This is a genomic window from Amycolatopsis acididurans, from assembly GCF_012328925.1.
GTDB classification, from domain to species: domain Bacteria; phylum Actinomycetota; class Actinomycetes; order Mycobacteriales; family Pseudonocardiaceae; genus Amycolatopsis_E; species Amycolatopsis_E acididurans.
On the sequence record NZ_JAAXLS010000022.1, the window covers coordinates 89,157 to 107,054 of the forward strand.

10 protein-coding genes and 2 tRNA genes are annotated in these 17,898 nt (G+C 69.8%); 4 read left to right on the forward strand and 8 right to left on the reverse strand.

Going from position 1 to position 17,898, the window contains the following annotated elements:
* Positions 1 to 29 precede the first annotated feature (29 nt).
* A complete protein-coding gene (locus HFP15_RS26340) occupies positions 30 to 926 on the forward strand; it encodes an SGNH/GDSL hydrolase family protein (RefSeq protein ID WP_168519435.1) in 897 nt (298 codons plus the stop codon).
* A gap of 9 nt (positions 927 to 935) precedes the next feature.
* Here the strand turns inward: HFP15_RS26340 and HFP15_RS26345 are convergent, their stop codons facing one another.
* From HFP15_RS26345 to HFP15_RS26370, 6 genes are all read right to left on the reverse strand, one after another.
* On the reverse strand, positions 936 to 1,337 hold the full coding sequence (locus tag HFP15_RS26345) for a MaoC family dehydratase (RefSeq protein ID WP_168519436.1): 402 nt from the start codon (positions 1,335 to 1,337) through the stop codon (positions 936 to 938).
* A 64-nt stretch (positions 1,338 to 1,401) separates the two neighbouring features.
* Entirely contained in the window at positions 1,402 to 1,848 is a 447-nt protein-coding gene (locus tag HFP15_RS26350) for a MaoC family dehydratase N-terminal domain-containing protein (protein WP_168519437.1), read from the reverse strand.
* A gap of 106 nt (positions 1,849 to 1,954) precedes the next feature.
* Positions 1,955 to 2,119, reverse strand: a complete 165-nt coding sequence (gene rpmG, locus HFP15_RS26355) for a 50S ribosomal protein L33 (RefSeq protein WP_091505072.1) — start codon at positions 2,117 to 2,119, stop codon at positions 1,955 to 1,957.
* Between the two features lie 45 nt (positions 2,120 to 2,164).
* Positions 2,165 to 2,240 (reverse strand) — tRNA-Met (locus HFP15_RS26360).
* Positions 2,241 to 2,376: 136 nt separating this feature from the next.
* Positions 2,377 to 2,449 (reverse strand) — tRNA-Thr (locus tag HFP15_RS26365).
* 65 nt (positions 2,450 to 2,514) lie between these two features.
* Entirely contained in the window at positions 2,515 to 5,133 is a 2,619-nt protein-coding gene (locus HFP15_RS26370) for a putative bifunctional diguanylate cyclase/phosphodiesterase (protein WP_168519438.1), read from the reverse strand.
* Between the two features lie 281 nt (positions 5,134 to 5,414).
* On the opposite strand from HFP15_RS26370, the gene HFP15_RS26375 reads away from it, so the two are divergent.
* From HFP15_RS26375 to HFP15_RS26385, 3 genes are all read left to right on the forward strand, one after another.
* Positions 5,415 to 6,356, forward strand: coding sequence for a GNAT family N-acetyltransferase (locus tag HFP15_RS26375; protein WP_168519439.1), 942 nt, complete (start codon positions 5,415 to 5,417; stop codon positions 6,354 to 6,356).
* 112 nt (positions 6,357 to 6,468) lie between these two features.
* On the forward strand, positions 6,469 to 8,862 hold the full coding sequence (lon, locus tag HFP15_RS26380) for an endopeptidase La (RefSeq protein WP_168519440.1): 2,394 nt from the start codon (positions 6,469 to 6,471) through the stop codon (positions 8,860 to 8,862).
* Between the two features lie 196 nt (positions 8,863 to 9,058).
* Positions 9,059 to 10,066, forward strand: a complete 1,008-nt coding sequence (locus HFP15_RS26385; RefSeq protein WP_246272042.1) for an ABC transporter substrate-binding protein — start codon at positions 9,059 to 9,061, stop codon at positions 10,064 to 10,066.
* Positions 10,067 to 10,121: 55 nt separating this feature from the next.
* Here the strand turns inward: HFP15_RS26385 and HFP15_RS26390 are convergent, their stop codons facing one another.
* Entirely contained in the window at positions 10,122 to 13,457 is a 3,336-nt protein-coding gene (locus HFP15_RS26390) for a non-ribosomal peptide synthetase (RefSeq protein WP_376768894.1), read from the reverse strand.
* Positions 13,451 to 17,898: non-ribosomal peptide synthetase (locus HFP15_RS26395; protein ID WP_168519442.1), on the reverse strand; the 4,448-nt coding region annotated here is incomplete at its 5' end. The genes HFP15_RS26390 and HFP15_RS26395, both read right to left, overlap by 7 nt.

A 17,898-nucleotide genomic window follows, 5' to 3' on the forward strand; every position in this document is an offset into this window, starting at 1 on the left:
CTCCCGCGGGATGACGTACAACGGGAGGCGTGGCCAAGAAGAGCGGTTTCGGTCTGATCGCCCTTGTCATCGTGGGCTGCCTGGCCGGATTCGGGTACTACAAGGCACAGCAGGGTTCGTCGGCGGCGCCGCCCGCGGGCACGCCGACCACCCCTGGCACCGGTCGCTACGTCGCACTCGGCGACTCGTACACCTCGGCGCCCCAGACGGGCGCGCAGGTGGGCGAGCCGCCGGGGTGCGCACGGTCGGACAACAACTATCCGCACCTCGTCGCGGCCGAGATCAGGCCCGCGACGTTCGTGGACGCCAGCTGCAGCGGGGCCACCACCGCGAACCTCACCGGTAGCCAGACCACGAGCAACGGGACGAACCCGCCGCAGCTGGACGTGGTGACGGCGGACACGACGCTGGTCACGCTCGGCATCGGCGGTAACGACGTCGGATTCATCGGGCTGGCCAGGGAATGCGCGACGAACGACAAGAACGTCTCGCCGTGCAAGCAGAAACTCGCGGCCGGCGGCAAGGATCAGCTCGCGGAGCGGATCGACGCCACCGCACCGAAGATCGCGGACGCGCTCCAGCTGATCCACAAGAAGGCCCCGCGGGCGCGGGTGGTGGTCGTCGGTTACCCGACCGCGTTGCCGGACGGGACGGGCTGCTGGCCGTTCCTGCCGCTGGGCGCGCAGGACGTGGCGTACCTGCGGGACGCGGCGACGAAGCTCAACGCGATGCTGGCCGCGCAGGCGAAGGCGAACCAGGCGGGCTACGCCGACACGGCGACGCCGACCAAGGGCCACGACATGTGCCAGAAGGCGGCCACCAAGTGGGTCGAGGACCTCGTGCCGTCCTCCCCCGCGCTGGCCCTGCACCCCAACGCCAAGGGCGAACGCGCGATGGCGGACGTGGTGCTGAAGCTGGTGCGTTGAGGCCCCACCTCACCGGACGACCGCGACCGCCTTGCCCAGGACCGTTCTGCCGTCGAACTTGGCTGTGATGTCGACGCGGGCGGTGCCGTCCTCGCGGACCTCGCCGATCTTGCCGGTGAACTCCACGAGCGCACCCTTCTCGTCGTCCGGCACGACGACGGGGCGGGTGAAGCGGCAGCTGTAGTCCACGAGCTTGCCGGGGTCGCCGAGCCACTCGGTGACGAGCCGTCCGCCCAGCGCCATGGTGAGCATGCCGTGCGCGATGACGTCCGGCAGCCCGACCTGCTTGGCGAAGCGCTCGTTCCAGTGGATCGGGTTGAAGTCCAGCGACGCGCCCGCGTAGCGCACCAGGCGGTCACGGGTGACCTGGACGTTCAGCGGCGGCAGTTCCTGTCCGACGGTGTAAGTCACGAGCACCCCTCGCTACGCTCCTCGCGCCCGTGACCGGGCGCCGCTGTGTTGGTCGGCTCGCTCACTATGCCTCCCCGCGCACGACGAGCTGGGCCTTGGTGGTGCACACGATCGCCCCGTCGGCGTCGGCGATCTCGGCGCGCACCGTCAGGAAGTCGTTGCCGGCGCGGGTCATGATGTCGTCGACGAACGTGGTCAGCCGGAGCCGGTCCCCGGCGTGCACCGGCCGTTCGTGGTGGAAGCTCTGGTCGCCGTGGACCATGCGCGAGTAGTCCAGGCCGAGCTCGGGATCGTTCGCGATGACGTTGATCGCGGCGAGGTTGATCACCGTGAGGAACGTCGGGGGCGCGATCACGTCCGGATATCCGGCCGCGCGGGCCGCCTCGGGGTCGCGGTAGAGCGGGCTGTCGTCGCCGATCGCGTCGGCGAACTCCCTGATCTTCTCGCGCCCCACCTCGTAGGTGCTCGACGGCGGATAGCTGCGCCCGATGAACGACTGGTCCAATGCCACGCAAGCAGGTTACCCAGCGCGGATGGCCGCGCCGGAGGGCGGGCCGGGCACGCGAAAAAGCCGCCCCGGTGAGGAACCGGAGCGGCCTTCGCGAACCTGAAGCGGCTTAGCGGGTTTCCTTGTGCACTCGGTGCGTACCGCAGTTCGGGCAGAACTTCTTCATCTCCAAGCGGTCCGGGTCGTTGCGCCGGTTCTTCTTGGTGATGTAGTTGCGGTGTTTGCACTCCTCGCACGCCAGCGTGATCTTCGGTCGCACGTCGGTGGCAGCCACGGCTATGCCTTTCTCTACAAAACTTCGAAATCCCCTGGCGGGGTTTGGTAGCGGTGGCCGGACTTGAACCGGCGACACAGCGATTATGAGCCGCTTGCTCTACCGACTGAGCTACACCGCCCTGTTCGTGCCCGCCACAACCCCCGGGTGGGGGTCCAGGGAGCAAGCCCCCTGGGGGCTCTGGAGCTTCACCCCAGAGGACACTGCGAAGCGCAGCCTGGCCCACGCTTTCGGTGGACAGACTACACCTGCTCGCGAGCCCCTTTACGGAATCGAACCGTAGACCTTCTCCTTACCATGGAGACGCTCTGCCGACTGAGCTAAAGGGGCGTGCTCAACGTTGAAGCCTCGAAGAGATTACACAATGACGGAGGGGGCCTGCGCACGGGGGTCCCTTAAGTAAGCAGCGTCAGGACCGTCTCGGTGTGGCGGCCCGCCGAGCGCGCCGTGCGGGCCTGGAGCCAGGCCTCCAGGCGGTCCTCGGCCAGCGGGCGGGAGATCAGGTACCCCTGCGCGACGTCGCAGCCCATCGCCTCGAGCTGGTCGCGGGCGATGTCCTCTTCGACGCCCTCGGCGACGACGGTCAGCCCCAGCGAATGCCCCAGCTCGACGATCGAGCGCACCACCGCGAGGTCGCCGAGATCGGTGCCCATGCCCAGCACGAAGCTCTTGTCGATCTTGACCTCGTCCACCGGCAGCTGCCGCAGGTAGGCCAGCGACGAGTACCCGGTGCCGAAGTCGTCGACCGCGAGCACGATGCCCAGCGCGTGCAGTTCGCGCAGGATCGGCAGCGCCTTCTGCGGATCGGCCATCACGCCGGACTCGGTCAGCTCGAACGTCAGCAGCTCCGGCGGCACCTCGAAGCGGTCCAAGGCCTGCCTGACCTTGGCGGGGAAATCCTCGTCGGCCAGGTTGCGCACGGACAGGTTCACCGCGACCGAGACGCGCAGCCCTTCGTCCATCCACTTGCGAGCCCTGGCCAGCGACTGGTCGAGCACGAAACCGGTGAGCACGCCGATCAGCCCGGCGGCCTCCACGGCGGGCACGAACTCGTCGGGGTCGAGCTTGCCGAACTCCGGATGCACCCACCGCACGAGCGCCTCGACACCGACGACCTGCTTGCTCGGCAGCGACACCTTCGGCTGGTAGTGGACGCTGACCTGGCCCTCTTCCAGCGCCTGCCGGAACTGGGTGACCATCTGGAAGCGGCGCAGGAACATCTGGCCCATGCTCGGCACGTAGCCGCGCACCTCTTCGCCGCCTCGGGTGGCCCGCACGGCGACGTCGGCGCGTTGCAGCAGCGCGTCGACGTCCATGTCCTCGTCGCTGTCCTCGGCCACCGGCGAGGCGTAACCCACCATCGCGTTGGCCTCGACGGTGATCCGGTCCACCGGGTAGGGCTCGGACAGCTGGGCACGCAGCCGTTCGGCGGCTTCCTGCACGCGCGCGCCCTGGCAGCCGACGAGCAGCGCCGCGAACGAGGCGCCCTCCAGCCGGGCCAGCGGCACGTCCGGGCCGAGCGCCTCACGGATGCGCCGTCCCGCCGCGATCACCATCCGGTCGGCCCACACGTAGCCCAGCGCGTCGCTGACGGTGGAGAACACGTCGAGGTCGACCCGGAGCACGGCGGCGTCGGTGCGGTCACGCAGCGGTTCGCGCGCCACCTGCCGGAAGCCGGGGCGGTTCAGCAGGCCGGTGAGCGGATCGTGGTAGGCGTCGTGGCGCAGGGTCGCGAGCAGGCGCCGGTTGTCCAGCGCCGTCGCGAGGTGGCTGGCCATCGTGCCCAGCAGCTGCACGTCGTACTTGCCGAACCCGCGCCACCGGGAAAGCCGGTCGTGCGCTTCGACCACACCCAGCAGCTGGTTGGCGCTGCGCAGCGGAACGACGAGAACCTCCTGCGCGCCGCGGTCGAGCAGCGCCGAGGCGATGTCGGGGTTGGACTCGTTGATCCGGAAGTGGCGGACGTGCGAGCCGGGCAGCCGCATCAGCGCGTCGTCGCCGGGCACCTCGTGGCCGGGTAGCGGCTCACCGGCCATGACGGTGCGCATCGCCGCCGTCGGTTCCAGGCGCAGCCGGAGCACCACCCGGCCCGCCGCGAGCTGATCCTTGATCCGCTCGGCGATGGTGGCCCATTCACTGACGTTGACCCCGGCGGCGAGATCGTCCGCGCGGCTGGCCGGACGGGCGGCGGCCTGCTGGCCCGACCGCGCCACCATCAGGCTCACGTCGGAAAGCGCTTCCATGTCGCGCTGCTCGCGGAGCAGATCCGAGTAGGCCCAGTACAGCGCGGAAAGTCCGAGGAAGACCGCGAGCACGAGCGGCCACGCGTGGCTGGTGCCGTCGATGACGAGGTAGCCGCTCAACCCGACCGAGGCGTTGACGAAACCGACGACCAGGATCCGGCCGGTCAGCCGCAGCGCGGTGCCGATGCGCATGCGGCGGCGCAGCACGCGGACCGCGGCCAGTGCCAGCAGGGTGCTGGCCAGCGGCGCGGTCAGCGTGCCGGCGAGCGCGGCCGGCCAGGTCATCTCCGTGCTGCCCATCAGCCGTTCGACGAGACCCGCGACCGCGAACGCGCTGGTGATCTCCAGCAGGAAGGCGCCCGCGTTGTAGAGGACACGGCCGGAGACCCTGCGAACCAGGAGTGTGCTGATGCCCGCGACCAGGTGCGCGGCCAGCACGACTTCGAACGGGGCCACGAAGAAGCCGATGACCAGCGGGATCTCGGTGAAGGAGATGGTCCAGGAGATACCGCTGCGGACGTCGACGTTGATGCCGAGCTGCTCGGCGAGCAGGAACGACAGCGCCAGCACCGGGCCGATCCACCAGAGATCGGTGCCACCGTTGAACGGCAGCCAGAGCGATACGGCGGCGGCGGCGAGCAGGCCGCAGGTGAGCACGGTCAGTGTGTAGATCCGGAACCTGCGTTCATCGCCGCGTGCCTCGCCGGATGGCCGGTGGATATCGGCTGCCGCCGGAACAGGATCGCTGGACGTGCCACTAGTGCCCGGCATGCAACCTCCTTCCTGACCTTTCCGCCCCATCTGCCCGCGCCCAGTTCCACCCACCGGAAGATCTCGATCTCCGGTTGAATGAGGAGATCACTGTACCCCGGAGGGCGTACTTCAGCCTCTTTCCGGCTGCTATGACATCACCTCATAGTTAACAATGCGCCAACTCCCCTGACCTGCGGCGACTACCGGGTGAAACTGGAGCGCGGTTCGCCTTTTTTCGATTGCTTGCGGTAACCGACCCTGCTTACCCGCCGAGCTATGCGGAGGTCTTCAATACGCGCATGAACGCCGACGCGCTTGCGACGGAGCACGCCGCCAGGCTGGGCAGGATGGACCCGCTCCTGCCCTCGTCAGACCCGTTCGCCGGACGCGGGAACGAGGCCGAGATCCTCATCGCGGAAGACGGCGAATCGTGGGCGAGCGGGGTTCCGTTCCGCAGTGAAGTAGCTGCAGATTCAAGTGACTCTCTGTGGCGCGCACTTGTCGAGTACCGGCTGATCGTGCGGCTCGCGGGCCCCCATCCGGGCAGGCCCCTCACAGAAATCCTCACCCAGTGGGATGAATATCTCAGAAGGGTTGCGATTCCGGGCGAGTGGGATACCGCGGCGGTCGTCCCCCGGCCGAGCCGCGACACGGCGGGTTCGGCGGAGCTGCTGCGGCAGGGTTTCAGCGCGACCCGGGTGCTCGCCGTGCGCCCGGCGGACCGCTTGGCCAATCCGGGCCCGCCCGCCGAACCGGGGGTGCGGATCCGCCCCGCCGAGCCCGGCGATCTGGGCACCGCCGTCGAGCTGTTCACCGAGCTGCAGCAGTACGACTCGCAATTCGGCATGGTCACGCTGCGGGCGAACGCGGGCGATCTGCTCACCTCGGATCTGGAGAGCCAGCTCGACCGCACCGATCCGACGGTGTGGATCGCGGAACTGTACGGACGGCCGCTGGGACTGCTGCGGATCCAGTACCCGGCGGAGGCGTCCTGGGTCGCGCCGTACGTCTCGGCCGAGCGCGTCGGATACCTGTCGACGCTGCACGTGGCCGAGGCCGCCCGGTCCTCGGGTGTCGGCAGCGCGCTGGCGGCGCACGCGCATCAGCTCTTCGACGAGGCCGACGTGGACGCCGTGCTGTTGCATCACGCGCTCGCCAGCCCGCGGTCCACGCCCTTCTGGTACTCGCGGGGCTACCGGCCGCTGTGGACCTACTGGTACCGCCGCCCGGCTACGCTCTGAGCCCCCTCCTTATTCCCGAAACGCGGCTCGCTGTGAGCGAACCACCTGCGGAAACAAATCGGCGCCCGGCGAAGTTGAGTGAAGCAGACTCAACTACAGAAGGAGCGCCCCGATGACTGAGATCAGGCTCCTGCCCCTGCTGCCCGTCGATGACGACGTCGTGCTGCCCGGCATGATCGTCCCGATCGAACTCGAAGACCCCGACACCCGCGCCGCGGTGGAATCCGCGCAGGCCAAGACCCCGAGCACCTCGTCGTTCCCCGGCATCCGCTCGCTTCCCACGATCAAGGCCGAGGTCCTGATCGTGCCTCGCCTGGACGGTGAGTACGCCGAACTCGGCACCGTCGCCACGATCGAACGCGTCGGCAAGCTGCCCGGCGGCAAGTCCGCGGTGCTGCTGCGCGGCACGCGCCGGGCTCGCGTCGGCGAACCTGGTGAAGGCCCCGGCGAGGCACGCTGGGTGCACGCCGAGGAGCTGACCGAGACGACCGACGAGCGGTCCCGCGCGCTGGCGGACGAGTTCAAGGAGCTCGTGATCGCCACGCTGCGCGAACGCGGCGGCGAGCAGATGGCCGAGACCATCGGGCAGCTGGACGACCCGTCGGCGATCGCCGACCTGGCGGGCAACCAGCCCGATCTGCCCCTGGAGCGCAAGCTCGAACTGCTGCGCACGCTGGAGGTCACCCTTCGCCTGGAGCGCGCGCTGGAGTGGAGCCGCGAGTACATGGCCGAGCTGGAGGTCACCGACACGATCCGCAAGGACGTGGCCGAGGGCATGGAAAAGCAGCAGAAGGAGTTCCTGCTGCGCCGTCAGCTCGACGCGATCCGCAAGGAGCTCGGCGAGCTGGACGGCAGCGCCGAGGAGGACGACTACCGCACCCGCGTCGAGAAGGCCGAGCTGCCCGAGCACGTCCGCAAGGCGGCGCTGTCCGAAGTGGACAAGCTGGAGCGGACCTCGGACCAGTCGCCGGAGGGCGGCTGGATCCGGACGTGGCTGGACACGGTGCTGGACCTGCCGTGGAACACCAGGACCACCGACGTGCACGACATCGCCGGAGCGCGTGCGGTGCTCGACGCCGACCACGCGGGCCTGGACGACGTGAAGGAACGCATCATCGAGTACCTGGCCGTGCGCGCCCGGCGCCAGGAGTCCGAGGTGGGCGGCCGGCACAACGGGGCCGTGCTCGCCCTGGTCGGTCCTCCGGGCGTGGGCAAGACCTCGCTCGGCCAGTCGGTCGCGAAGGCGATGGGCCGCGAGTTCGTGCGGGTCGCGCTCGGCGGTGTGCGGGACGAGGCGGAGATCCGCGGTCACCGGCGCACCTACGTCGGCGCGCTGCCCGGCCGCATCGTCCGCGCGATCAAGGAGGCCGGGTCGATGAACCCGGTGGTCCTGCTGGACGAGGTGGACAAGGTCGGCGCCGACTACCGGGGCGACCCGACCGCGGCGCTGCTGGAGGTGCTGGACCCGGAGCAGAACCACACGTTCCGCGACCACTACCTCGAGGTCGAGCTGGACCTGTCCGACGTGGTCTTCCTGGCCACGGCCAATGCGCTCGACACGATCCCCGGCCCGCTGCTGGACCGGATGGAGCTGGTCACGCTCGACGGCTACACCGAACGCGAGAAGGTGATCATCGGCCGCGACCACCTGCTGCCGAAGGAGCTGGAGCGGGCCGGGATGAGCCAGGGTGACGTGGTGTTCACCGAGGACGCGCTGGCCAGGATCGCCGCCGAGTACACGCGCGAGGCCGGCGTCCGCGACGCCGACCGGACCATCGCGAAGGTGCTGCGCAAGATCGCGACCAGGGTCGCGCTCGACGAGGCGGCGCTGCCGATCACGGTGACGGCCGAGGACCTGCAGGGCTACCTGGGCAGGCCACGGCACCTGCCGGAGTCGTCGCTGCCGGCCTCGACGCAGCGCACCGCGACGCCGGGTGTGGCGACCGGGCTGGCCGTGACGGGTGCCGGTGGTGACGTGCTCTATGTCGAGGCGTCGCTGGCCGATCCGGAGTCGGGCGCTTCGGGGCTGGCCTTGACCGGTCAGCTGGGCGACGTGATGAAGGAGTCGGCGCAGATCGCGCTGTCGTACCTGCGCTCGCACGGTGCGGAGCTGGAGCTGCCGGTCGGCGACCTGAAGGAGCGTGGCATCCACGTGCACGTGCCCGCGGGTGCGGTACCCAAGGACGGCCCGTCGGCCGGGGTCACCATGACCACGGCGCTGGCGTCGCTGCTGTCGGGCCGCGTGGTCCGGGCGGACGTGGCGATGACCGGTGAGGTGTCGCTGACCGGCCGGGTGCTGCCCATCGGCGGGGTGAAGCAGAAGCTGCTCGCCGCGCACCGGGCGGGCCTGCGCACGATCATCATCCCGCAGCGCAACGAGCCGGACCTGGACGACGTGCCCGCCGATGTCCTGGCGGAGCTGGACGTGCACCCGGTCTCGAACGTCCGGGAGGTGCTGGAGCTGGCGCTGGCCCCGGCTTCGACGCCGGTCGCCCGGGCCGCCTGAGCCGCCTGAGCCGCACGACGACAACCACATAACGACAACGGCAACGCCGGCGACCACCAGGCAGTGGAGGACGCCGGCGTTGTCGTGCGCTCGCCGGTACGTGACCTTCGTTCCGCACCTGGCCGTTTCCTTGCCTTGGTAGGTTAGGCTTGCTTTACTTTGATCACTTTCACCGGTCCCTCGAAAGGGTGTTGCCATGTTCGGCAGGAAAAGAGTCCGCGCGCTGCTGACGACAGCGGCCGCGGGCGCGCTGTGCCTGGGGCTCGTCGCCTGCGGTGACGTTCAGGACGCGTCGACGCAGACCTCCGGGCCCGCGGCCTCGAACGCGGCGGATTCCTTCCCGGTGACGATCAACCACAAGTTCGGCACGACGACGATCGACAAGGCACCCTCGCGCGTCGTGGTGGTCGGCACCTCCAGCGACGATCTCGACGCGGCGCTCGCGCTGGGCGTCACCCCAATCGCGTTCTTCGACAAGTCCGGCAACTCCGGCGCCCCCGAATACCTGCAGGGCAAGATCGACACGAGCAAGACGAAGATCGTCAACGCCGCAAACGGGGTCAACGCCGAGGAGGTCGGCGCCCTCACGCCGGACCTGATCCTCGCCACCGCGGACTACGGCCTCGATCAGGAGTACGCCAACCTGGCGAAGATCGCGCCCACGATCGGGTACGCGACCGAGTGGGGCGCGCAGTCCTGGCAGGAGCACGTGCAGGTCGCGGCCAAGGCGCTGGGCAGGCAAGCTCAGGCCCAGGGCGTGCTCGACAGCACGCAGGCCGCGATCGACAAGGTCAAGTCGGAGTATCCGAAGGCCGCGGGCAAGACGTTCACCGCGTCGGTCGGCAACACACCCGGCAAGATGTTCACGCTCGTCTCGCCGCAGGACTTCGCCGTGCAGTTGCTCCAGTCTGCAGGCCTGAAGCTCAGCCCGGCCGTCGCGGACGCGACGAAGAACGAGGCAGGCAGCCCTACCGGAACGCTCACCCCGGAGCAGTACGACAAGCTCGCCGCCGATCTCGTAGTGGTCGCGTTCACCTCGACGGACAACCAGAAGGCCTTCGAGGACAACCAGCTCGTCGCGAACATCAAGTCCGGCAACTACCTCGTCACGGACATGGCGACGATCTCCGCGCTGCGTTATCCCACGGTCTACGGCATCCCCTGGGTGCTGGACAAGCTCAAGCCCGGGTTCGCGAAGTTCTGACCTCCAGCTGACAGCACGGCCCGCGTCCACTGTGGACGCGGGCCGTTCTCGCTTGTCAGGACAGTTCGGCGTCGAGGTCCTCTTCGGACAGCGCGTCGACCTCGAGGTAGATCTCGGCCACCTGTGCGAGCCGTCCCGGCACGGCCTCGTCGGCGGTCAGCCGCGCGGCCATGGCGCCGACGGTAAGCGACGAGAACAGCGTTCGCACCGAAACCTCGGTGGTGTCGAGGGCTTCGCGCAGCCGTCCGACGATCATGGTGGCGAGCACGGAGTCGCCACCGAGCGCGAAGAACGGGTCCGAGACGCCGACACGCTCGACGTCGAGCACGTCGGCCCACACCTTCGCCAGCACCTTTTCCAGCGGAGTGCTCGGCGCGACGTACTCGTCCGTCTCCGCGGCCCACCGCGTCGCGACGGCGCGCCGGTCGACCTTTCCGTTCGCGGTCAGCGGCATCTCGTCGAGCACCACGACCCGCGCGGGCACCATGTGCGGCGGCAGCATGGTGCGCACGAACTCGCGCACCTCGTCGCCCTGTACCGCGCCCGCGACCGCGGCGACGAGCTGGTTCCCGGCGACGCCCGCGACGCCCCGGCGCACGGCGGGGTGTTCGGCGAGCGCGGCCTCGACCTCGCCGAGTTCGATGCGCACACCGCGCACCTTGACCTGGTGGTCCCGGCGCCCGAGGAACTCCAGCGTCCCGTCCGGCCAGTAGCGCGCCAGGTCGCCGGTGCGGTACCAGTGGCGGCCCTGGTACTCCACGAACCGGTCGGCGGTGCGCTCGGGATCGGCGCGGTAGCCGCGCGCGACGCCGTCGCCGCCGATCCACAGCTCGCCACCGACCCAGTCCGGGCAGTCGCGGCCACGCGCGTCCACCACGCGGCACACGACGTTGCGCAGCGGCGTCCCGTACGGCACCGACCGCCACGAGGACGGGACGCCGTGCACCTCGCACACCGTCGAGTGGATCGCGGTCTCGGTGGTGCCGCCGAGACCGGCGAACCGGCAGCGCGGGGCGTGTTCGGCGACGCGGCCGGGCAGGTCCGTGCCGACCCAGTCGCCGCCGAGCAGCACGGTGCGTAGCCCGGCCAGTTCCCCCGGCCGTGCCGAGACGAGCAGCATGTCCAGCAGTGCGGGCACGCAGTTGACCAGCGTCACGCCGCGCTCGGCGACCAGCGAGGCCCAGGTGCGCGCGTCGCGGCGGTCGTCCTCCTCGACCAGCACCACCGCGCCGCCCGCGCCGAGCAGGCCGAAGACGTCGTACACCGAAAGGTCGAAGTCCAATGCGGACACGGCGAGGCAACGGTCCTTTCCGGACACGTCGAATCGCTCGTTGAGGTCGTCGATGGTGTTCATCGCCGCGCGGTGCGGAACCTCGACGCCCTTGGGCTCGCCGGTCGATCCGGACGTGAACAGTACGTACGCCGGCGATTCCTCGTCCACGCGCACCGGTTCGGGCAGGGGCTGGTCGGCGCCGGTGGCGTCGGTGAGCACGGTGCGCAGGTTCCCGACGCGCCGGATCCGCTCGGCGCGGGCGGGCGGCTGGTCGACGCCGATGGGCACGTAGGCCGCGCCCGCGGCGAGCACGCCGAGCACGGCGGCGATCTGGTCCGGGCCCTTCGGCATGCTCACACCGACGGCCTCGCCGGGTTCGACGTCGAGCGAGGCGGCGATCCGCAGGGCGCGGTCGGCGAGCTCGCCGTAGGTCATCGTGCCGGCACCGCCCCACAGCAGGGCCGGCGCCTCGGGCTGCCGTGTCGCCTGCTCGAAGAAGCCCTCGTGGAGCAGCTTTCCGCTGCGCGGGCCCGCGGTGTCGTTCGCACGCTCGCGCGCGGCCGTCCGCGCGAAGCCGCCGACCGGCCGCTCCCACGCCTCCTCCGACTGGCCGAGCCGCGTGACCAGGCCGTGGAAGGCGGCGAACATGTCGTCGATCATCCCGGCGGGGAAAGCGTTTTCCCGCACGTCCCAGTTGATCAGCAGGCCCTCGTTGACCTCGGTGACCTGCGCGTCCAGCAGCACCTGAGGACCCTGGGAGATGATCCACACCGGTTCGCCGAAGCGCCGGCGCACGTTATCGTCGAACAGCTCACCGAGGTTCAGCGCGCTGGTGAACACGACCGGCGCCAGGACCTGCTCGCCCTGGTGCCGCGAAAGGTCGCGCAGCACCTCGACGCCGGAGTACTCGGCGTGCGCGGCGTCGGCGTGCATGCGGTCCTGCAACGCCTTCGCGTGCTCCACAAAGGACGCTTCGGCGGAGAGATCCACGTCCAGCAGCACCGACCCGGTGAAGTCGCCGATGAGCTTGTCGACGTCGGGATGCGTGCCGGCGCGGTCGAACATCGGTACGTTCAGCAGGAACCGCGGCTGCGCGCTCCACGACGCGAGCGTTTCCGCGAACGCGGTCGCCACCACCATCGCCGGGGTGAGGCCGTGCTCGTGCGCGCGCGAGGCGATGCGCTTGCGGTCCTCCGGCGTCAGCCAGTGGTGCCGCCGCGTGGCGCGGGTGAGGTCACCGCCGTCCTGGGCGAGCGGCAGGTCCGGCGCACCCGGCAGCTCCGGAATCCGTTGCTGCCACCACTGCCTGGCCCGCTCGCGGTCGGTCTTGCGCGCCGGTTCGCGTTCGGCGAGGTAGCGCGGGTAGCTGTAGCCGATGGGCTCGAACGACGGGTCGTCGTAGAAGCGGGCGAGGTCGGCCAGCAGCACGCGGTAGCTGAGGGCGTCCGCGGCGAGCATGTCGACGTCGACGTGCAGCCGGGTGCGGCCGTCGGGCAGGCGGCTGAGCTGGATGGAGAACACCTCGCCCTCGGCCACGTCGAGCCGCGCGTGCGACGCGGCGTCCCGGATCCGGTCCAGCTCCTGCTCGTCGGTGATGTCGTGCACGACGAGGGCGGGCCGGCGGCGGTCAGGCAGGATCTGCTGCTTGCCGTCGTCGGTGAACTTCGCGCGCAGCATGCCGTGCCGGGCGACGAGCGCGCGCACGGCGCGTTCGAGCCGCTCGGGGTCGACGCCGGTGCCGTCGAACTCGACGTAGAGGTGCGCGGCCACCGAACCGAGGGTGGTTTCCTCGTCGCGGCCGATCCAGTACGCGTGCTGCATCAGCGCGAGCGGGAACGGCTCGGTCTCGTCGATCTCGACCGTGATCTCGAGTTCGGGCGCGACCCCGGCCGCCGCGGCGAGCACCTCGCGCCAGCCTGCGAGTGTCGGGTCTTTCGCGAGCTGCGCGAAGCCGACCTTGATGCCGCGCCGCCGCCACTTGTTCGCGACCTGCATGAGCTGGATGGAGTCGAGGCCCCATTCGATGAGACTGTCGTTTTCGGACAGTTCGGCGGCCTCCGGTCCGAGCAGGTCGGTGACCTCGCGAAGCAGCTCACCCGCTGTCGGTTGACTCACCACGTGTCCAGCTCCTCTTCGAATTCTTCGATGTCGTCCTGGCTTACGTCCACGAGGGACACCTCGACGGCGGCCTCGGTCTCGTTCAGCGCGGTGCGCAGCTTGGGAACCAGGTCCGTGACGTCGTGTTGTGAAATCAGGCTCACGTGCAGCCGGGAGCCGACCGCGACCGCGTTGATTTCCAGCGCCCAGTGCGGCTGTGTTCGCGGCGGGACGCGCAGCATCGGCGCTTCGGGTGCGACCGACCATGGTGCGCCATCGCTGTGCTCGATCCGGCCGAGGTAGTTGACGACCATCGTCGGTTCCGGCAGGCCGTGTGGACGCTGCAACCCGTAACCAAGGCCGTTGTCCGGCAGGTCGTCGAGCTTTCCGTTGAGCCGTATCGGAAAGACGGTGGTGAACCAGCCGACCGTCGCGGACAGGTCCACGCCGGGTGCGATCTGCTCCTCGCGGCCGTGCCCTTCCAGTGCGACGACGGCGTCCGGCGAACCGGACCAGTCGGCGATCCCGTTCAGCAGGGCCTGGCGCATGTCACCGTCCGGCAGTGGCACGGCGAATTCCGTGAGCTTCGGTTCCTGGCCGGTCAGCGGTAGGACGGTGTCGGCGCCGGCGAGGATGCCGCGCCACAGATCCCATTCGCCGCCGCGGTGCCCTTCGGTGAGCAGTTCGCTCCACCGGCGGAACGACGTGCCGGACCTGCACAGCTGGTTTCCCTGCCAGGCCTCGGCGAGGTCCTCGGTGAGGATGCGCCAGGAGACGCCGTCCACGACGAGGTGGTCGGCGACGATCAGCACCCGGCCGGGCTTGAACCACACGACCTGGAGCAGGCGGTCCGGGGTGATCCGGTCGCGCGCGGCGAGCAGTTCGTCGTCCAGCGAGCCCGTCGCGGAGGTGAAGATCTCCCTGGCGGGAAACGATTCCTCGGGCACGAACAGGCCGTCGCCGTCGAGCCGCGCGCGCAGGATGTCGTGCCGCTCCAGCACGGCTCGCAGCGTGGCCAGCAGCCGGTCTTCGGTCAGGTCGGGCGGCGCGACCAGCAGCATCGCCTGATAGAGCCCGCGGTAGCGCATGATCGGTGTGGGTTCGACGCGACCGTGTGGCACGTCGGCCTCGGCGACGAAGTCACCGGCGAGCGCGAGACCGGCCGGGGTGCGGTGCTCGAAGATCTGTCGCGGCGTCAGTGAGATACCGGCCTTGCGGGCGTGGCTGACGAGCTGGACGGAGAGGATGCTGTCGCCGCCGAGTTCGAAGAAGCTGTCGTGCACGCCGACGGCCGGCAGGCCCAGGGTTTCGGCGAACAGGCCGCACAACCGGGATTCGCGCTCGTCACGGGGTTGCGCGTCCGTGGTGAGCGCGGCGAAGTCGGGGTCGGGAAGCGCTTTCCGGTCGAGCTTTCCGCTCGGCCCGAGCGGCAGTTCGTCCAGTTCCACGACCGCGGCCGGGACCATGTGCTCGGGCAGGGAACGTGCGACCGTGCCGCGCACGTCGCCGGCCTTGCCCACCACGTAGGCGATGAGCCGCTGGTCACGGGCGACGACGGCGGCCCGCGAGACATCGGGCACCCGTTCGACGGCTGCCTCGATTTCGCCGAGTTCGATGCGGAACCCGCGGATCTTCACCTGGTCGTCGGCGCGGCCGAGGTAGTCGAGCACCCCGTCGCCGTCGCGTTTGACCAGGTCACCGGTCCGGTAGAGGCGCCGGCCGGGCAGGAACGGGCTGGCGACGAACCTGGCGGCGGTCAGGCCCGGCCGGTTCGCATACCCCCGGGCGAGCTGCACGCCCCCGAGGTACAGCTCGCCCGGGACGCCAGGCGCGACCGGCCGGAGGTAGCGGTCCAGCACGTAGGTCTGGGTGTTCCACACCGGACGGCCGATCTTCACGTCGTCCTCGACCCGGTGATACGTGACGTCGACAGCGGCCTCGGTCGGCCCGTAGAGGTTGTGCATCCCCGGCCTCGCGATGTCCTCGGAAAGCGCTTCCCCACTGCAGATCACGCGCTCCGGCAGCGGCCGGCCACCGTAGGCCCGCAGCATCGACGGAACAAAGTGGACGGTGGTGACCTTCTCGCGCTCGATCACCTCCGCCAGGTAGTCGGGGTCCTTGTGGCCGCCCGGCTTCGCGACCACCAACGTCGCGCCGGTGATGAGCGGCCAGAAAAACTCCCACACGGAAACGTCGAAGCTCGATGGAGTCTTCTGCAAGACCCGATCCTCCGCGGCGAGGCCGTACTCGTGCTGCATCCACAACAGACGGTTCACGATCGCCCGGTGCGAGACCATCACACCCTTCGGACGCCCGGTCGAGCCCGAGGTGTAGATCAGGTATGCCGGGTTGTCGGGTGTCGGCGGTGTGACCGGTCGCGATCCGTCGAGTGCGGCCGGAAGGACCACCACCGGCCGCGCGTCCTCGATCATGAAGTCGAGGCGCTTAGCCGGATACGACGGATCGAGCGGCAGGTAGGCGCCGCCCGCCTTCAGGATCCCCAGCAGCGAGACCACCAGCTCCAGCGAGCGGTCCTGCCGCACACCGACGACCGACTCCGGGCCCACCCCGGCCGCGGCCAGCCGACCGGCGAGTTCGGTGGCGCGGGCGCCGAGTTCGCGATACGTGAGCCGGTCGCCCTCGAAGATCACCGCCGTCGCGTCGGGTGTGCGGGCGGCCTGCGCGTCGATCAGTTCCGCGAGGGTCGTGTCCGGCACAGGCGTGGCCTCGAAGATCGGCGGCGCTACCCCGATGCTCGTCGCGGACAACGGCTGGTCCAGCTCCAGCGACTCGACCAGCCGCACGAACCGCTGCGCGAGATCCTCCACAGTGGACTTGTCGAAAAGGTCCTTGCTGTAGACGAGCCAGCCCTCGGCGCCGAACAGGTGGAACGACAGGTCGACGCGGGCGGCGTAGAACTCGACGTGCTCGCGCCGCAGCGGAGGCGGCGGCTCGCTCTGCTGTTCCTGATAGGCGAGCATCACCTGGAACAGTGGGTGCCTGCCGAGCGACCGCACGGGGTTCAGCTCGTCGACCAGTCGCTCGAACGGCAGGTCCTGGTGCGCGAACGCTTCCAGGTCCGTCTGCCGCACCCGTTCGAGGATCTGCCGGAATGTCGGGTTTCCACTGAGGTCCGTGCGCAGCACGAGGGTGTTGACGAAGCAGCCGACCAGGTCATCGAGGGCGGTGTCGGTGCGGCCGGCGACCGGCGTGCCGAGCGGGATGTCCTCGCCCCCGCCGAGGTGATGCAGCAGGACGGCGAGCGCGGCCTGCACCGTCATGAAGACGGTCGCGCCGGTCTTGCGTGCCAGGGCGTTCAGCGCCTCGGGATCGAGCCGGAAACGCACCGCGTCACCTTCGAAGCTCGGCGTCGCGGGACGCGGCCGGTCCACCGGCAGGGTCAGTTCCTCGGGCAGCCCGGCGAGCCGGTCACGCCAGTATTCGAGCTGCTCGTCGGCGGTCTCGGCGAGCAGCTCCCGTTGCCAGAGGGCATAGTCCGCGTACTGAACCGGCAGCGGTGTCCAATTCGGACCGCTTCTGGCCTTGCGTTCGTGATAGGCCGTGACCAGATCGCCGAGCAGGCGGTCCTCGGACCATCCGTCGCCGGCGATGTGGTGCGTCAGCAGGGACAGCACCTGGCCGTCGAGGAGCCGGGCCTCGAACGGCGGTTCCTTGTCCAGGGCGAAGGCGCGGCGCGCGGCTTCGGCGAGGGTGCCGCCCTCGCGCAAGGTCGGTGTCCAGTCGATGACCTGCTGGTAGGGCCTGCCCTCGAATTCGGGGTAGATGGTGCGCAGCACCTCGTGCCGCTTGACCACATCGGACAGTGCGGCACGCAGGGCGCCGACGTCGAGCGGCCCTTCGATGCGCACCGCGAGTGGGATGTTGTAGGTGGGGCTGGCCCCTTCGAGGCGGTAGAGGAACCACAACCGCTGCTGCGCGAAGGACAGTGGCACCCGGCGCGGGCGCGGCATGGGCCTGAGCGGCGGGCGTTTCTCCCCGCTCGCGTCGAGCGCGGCGGCGAGGCGAGCGACCGTGCGGGCGTCGAAGACCGTGCCGATCGCGAGTTCGGCGCCGAGTTCGTGGCGGACGCGGCTGACGAGTTTGGTCGCGAGCAGCGAGTGTCCGCCGAGCGCGAAGAAGTCGTCGTCACGGCCGACGCGTTCGACCTCCAGCAGGTCGGCGAAGATCTGCGCCAGCGCCTGTTCGCGATCGGTCTCCGGTTCGGCCGAGGACGCCGTGACCCGCGGTTCGGGCAGCGCCTTGCGGTCGACCTTCCCGCTCGGGGTCAGGGGTAGTTCGTCGAGCCGGACCGTGATCGACGGGATCATGTGCTCAGGCAGGTTGGGCGGTTCGGCCTTGCCGACGACGTAGGCGATGAGCTGTTGACGCTCGGCCTGCACCGTGACGGCCGCCGCCTGTACGCCGGGCTGTGCGGTGAGGGCGGCTTCGATCTCGCCCAGTT

Coding starts and splice junctions, on each gene's coding strand:
- HFP15_RS26375 (WP_168519439.1), top strand. CDS start 5,415: ATGAACGCCGACGCGCTTGCGACGGAGCACGCCGCCAGGCTGGGCAGG.
- HFP15_RS26385 (WP_246272042.1), top strand. CDS start 9,059: ATGTTCGGCAGGAAAAGAGTCCGCGCGCTGCTGACGACAGCGGCCGCG.
- HFP15_RS26370 (WP_168519438.1), bottom strand. CDS start 5,133: ATGCCGGGCACTAGTGGCACGTCCAGCGATCCTGTTCCGGCGGCAGCC.
- lon (WP_168519440.1), top strand. CDS start 6,469: ATGACTGAGATCAGGCTCCTGCCCCTGCTGCCCGTCGATGACGACGTC.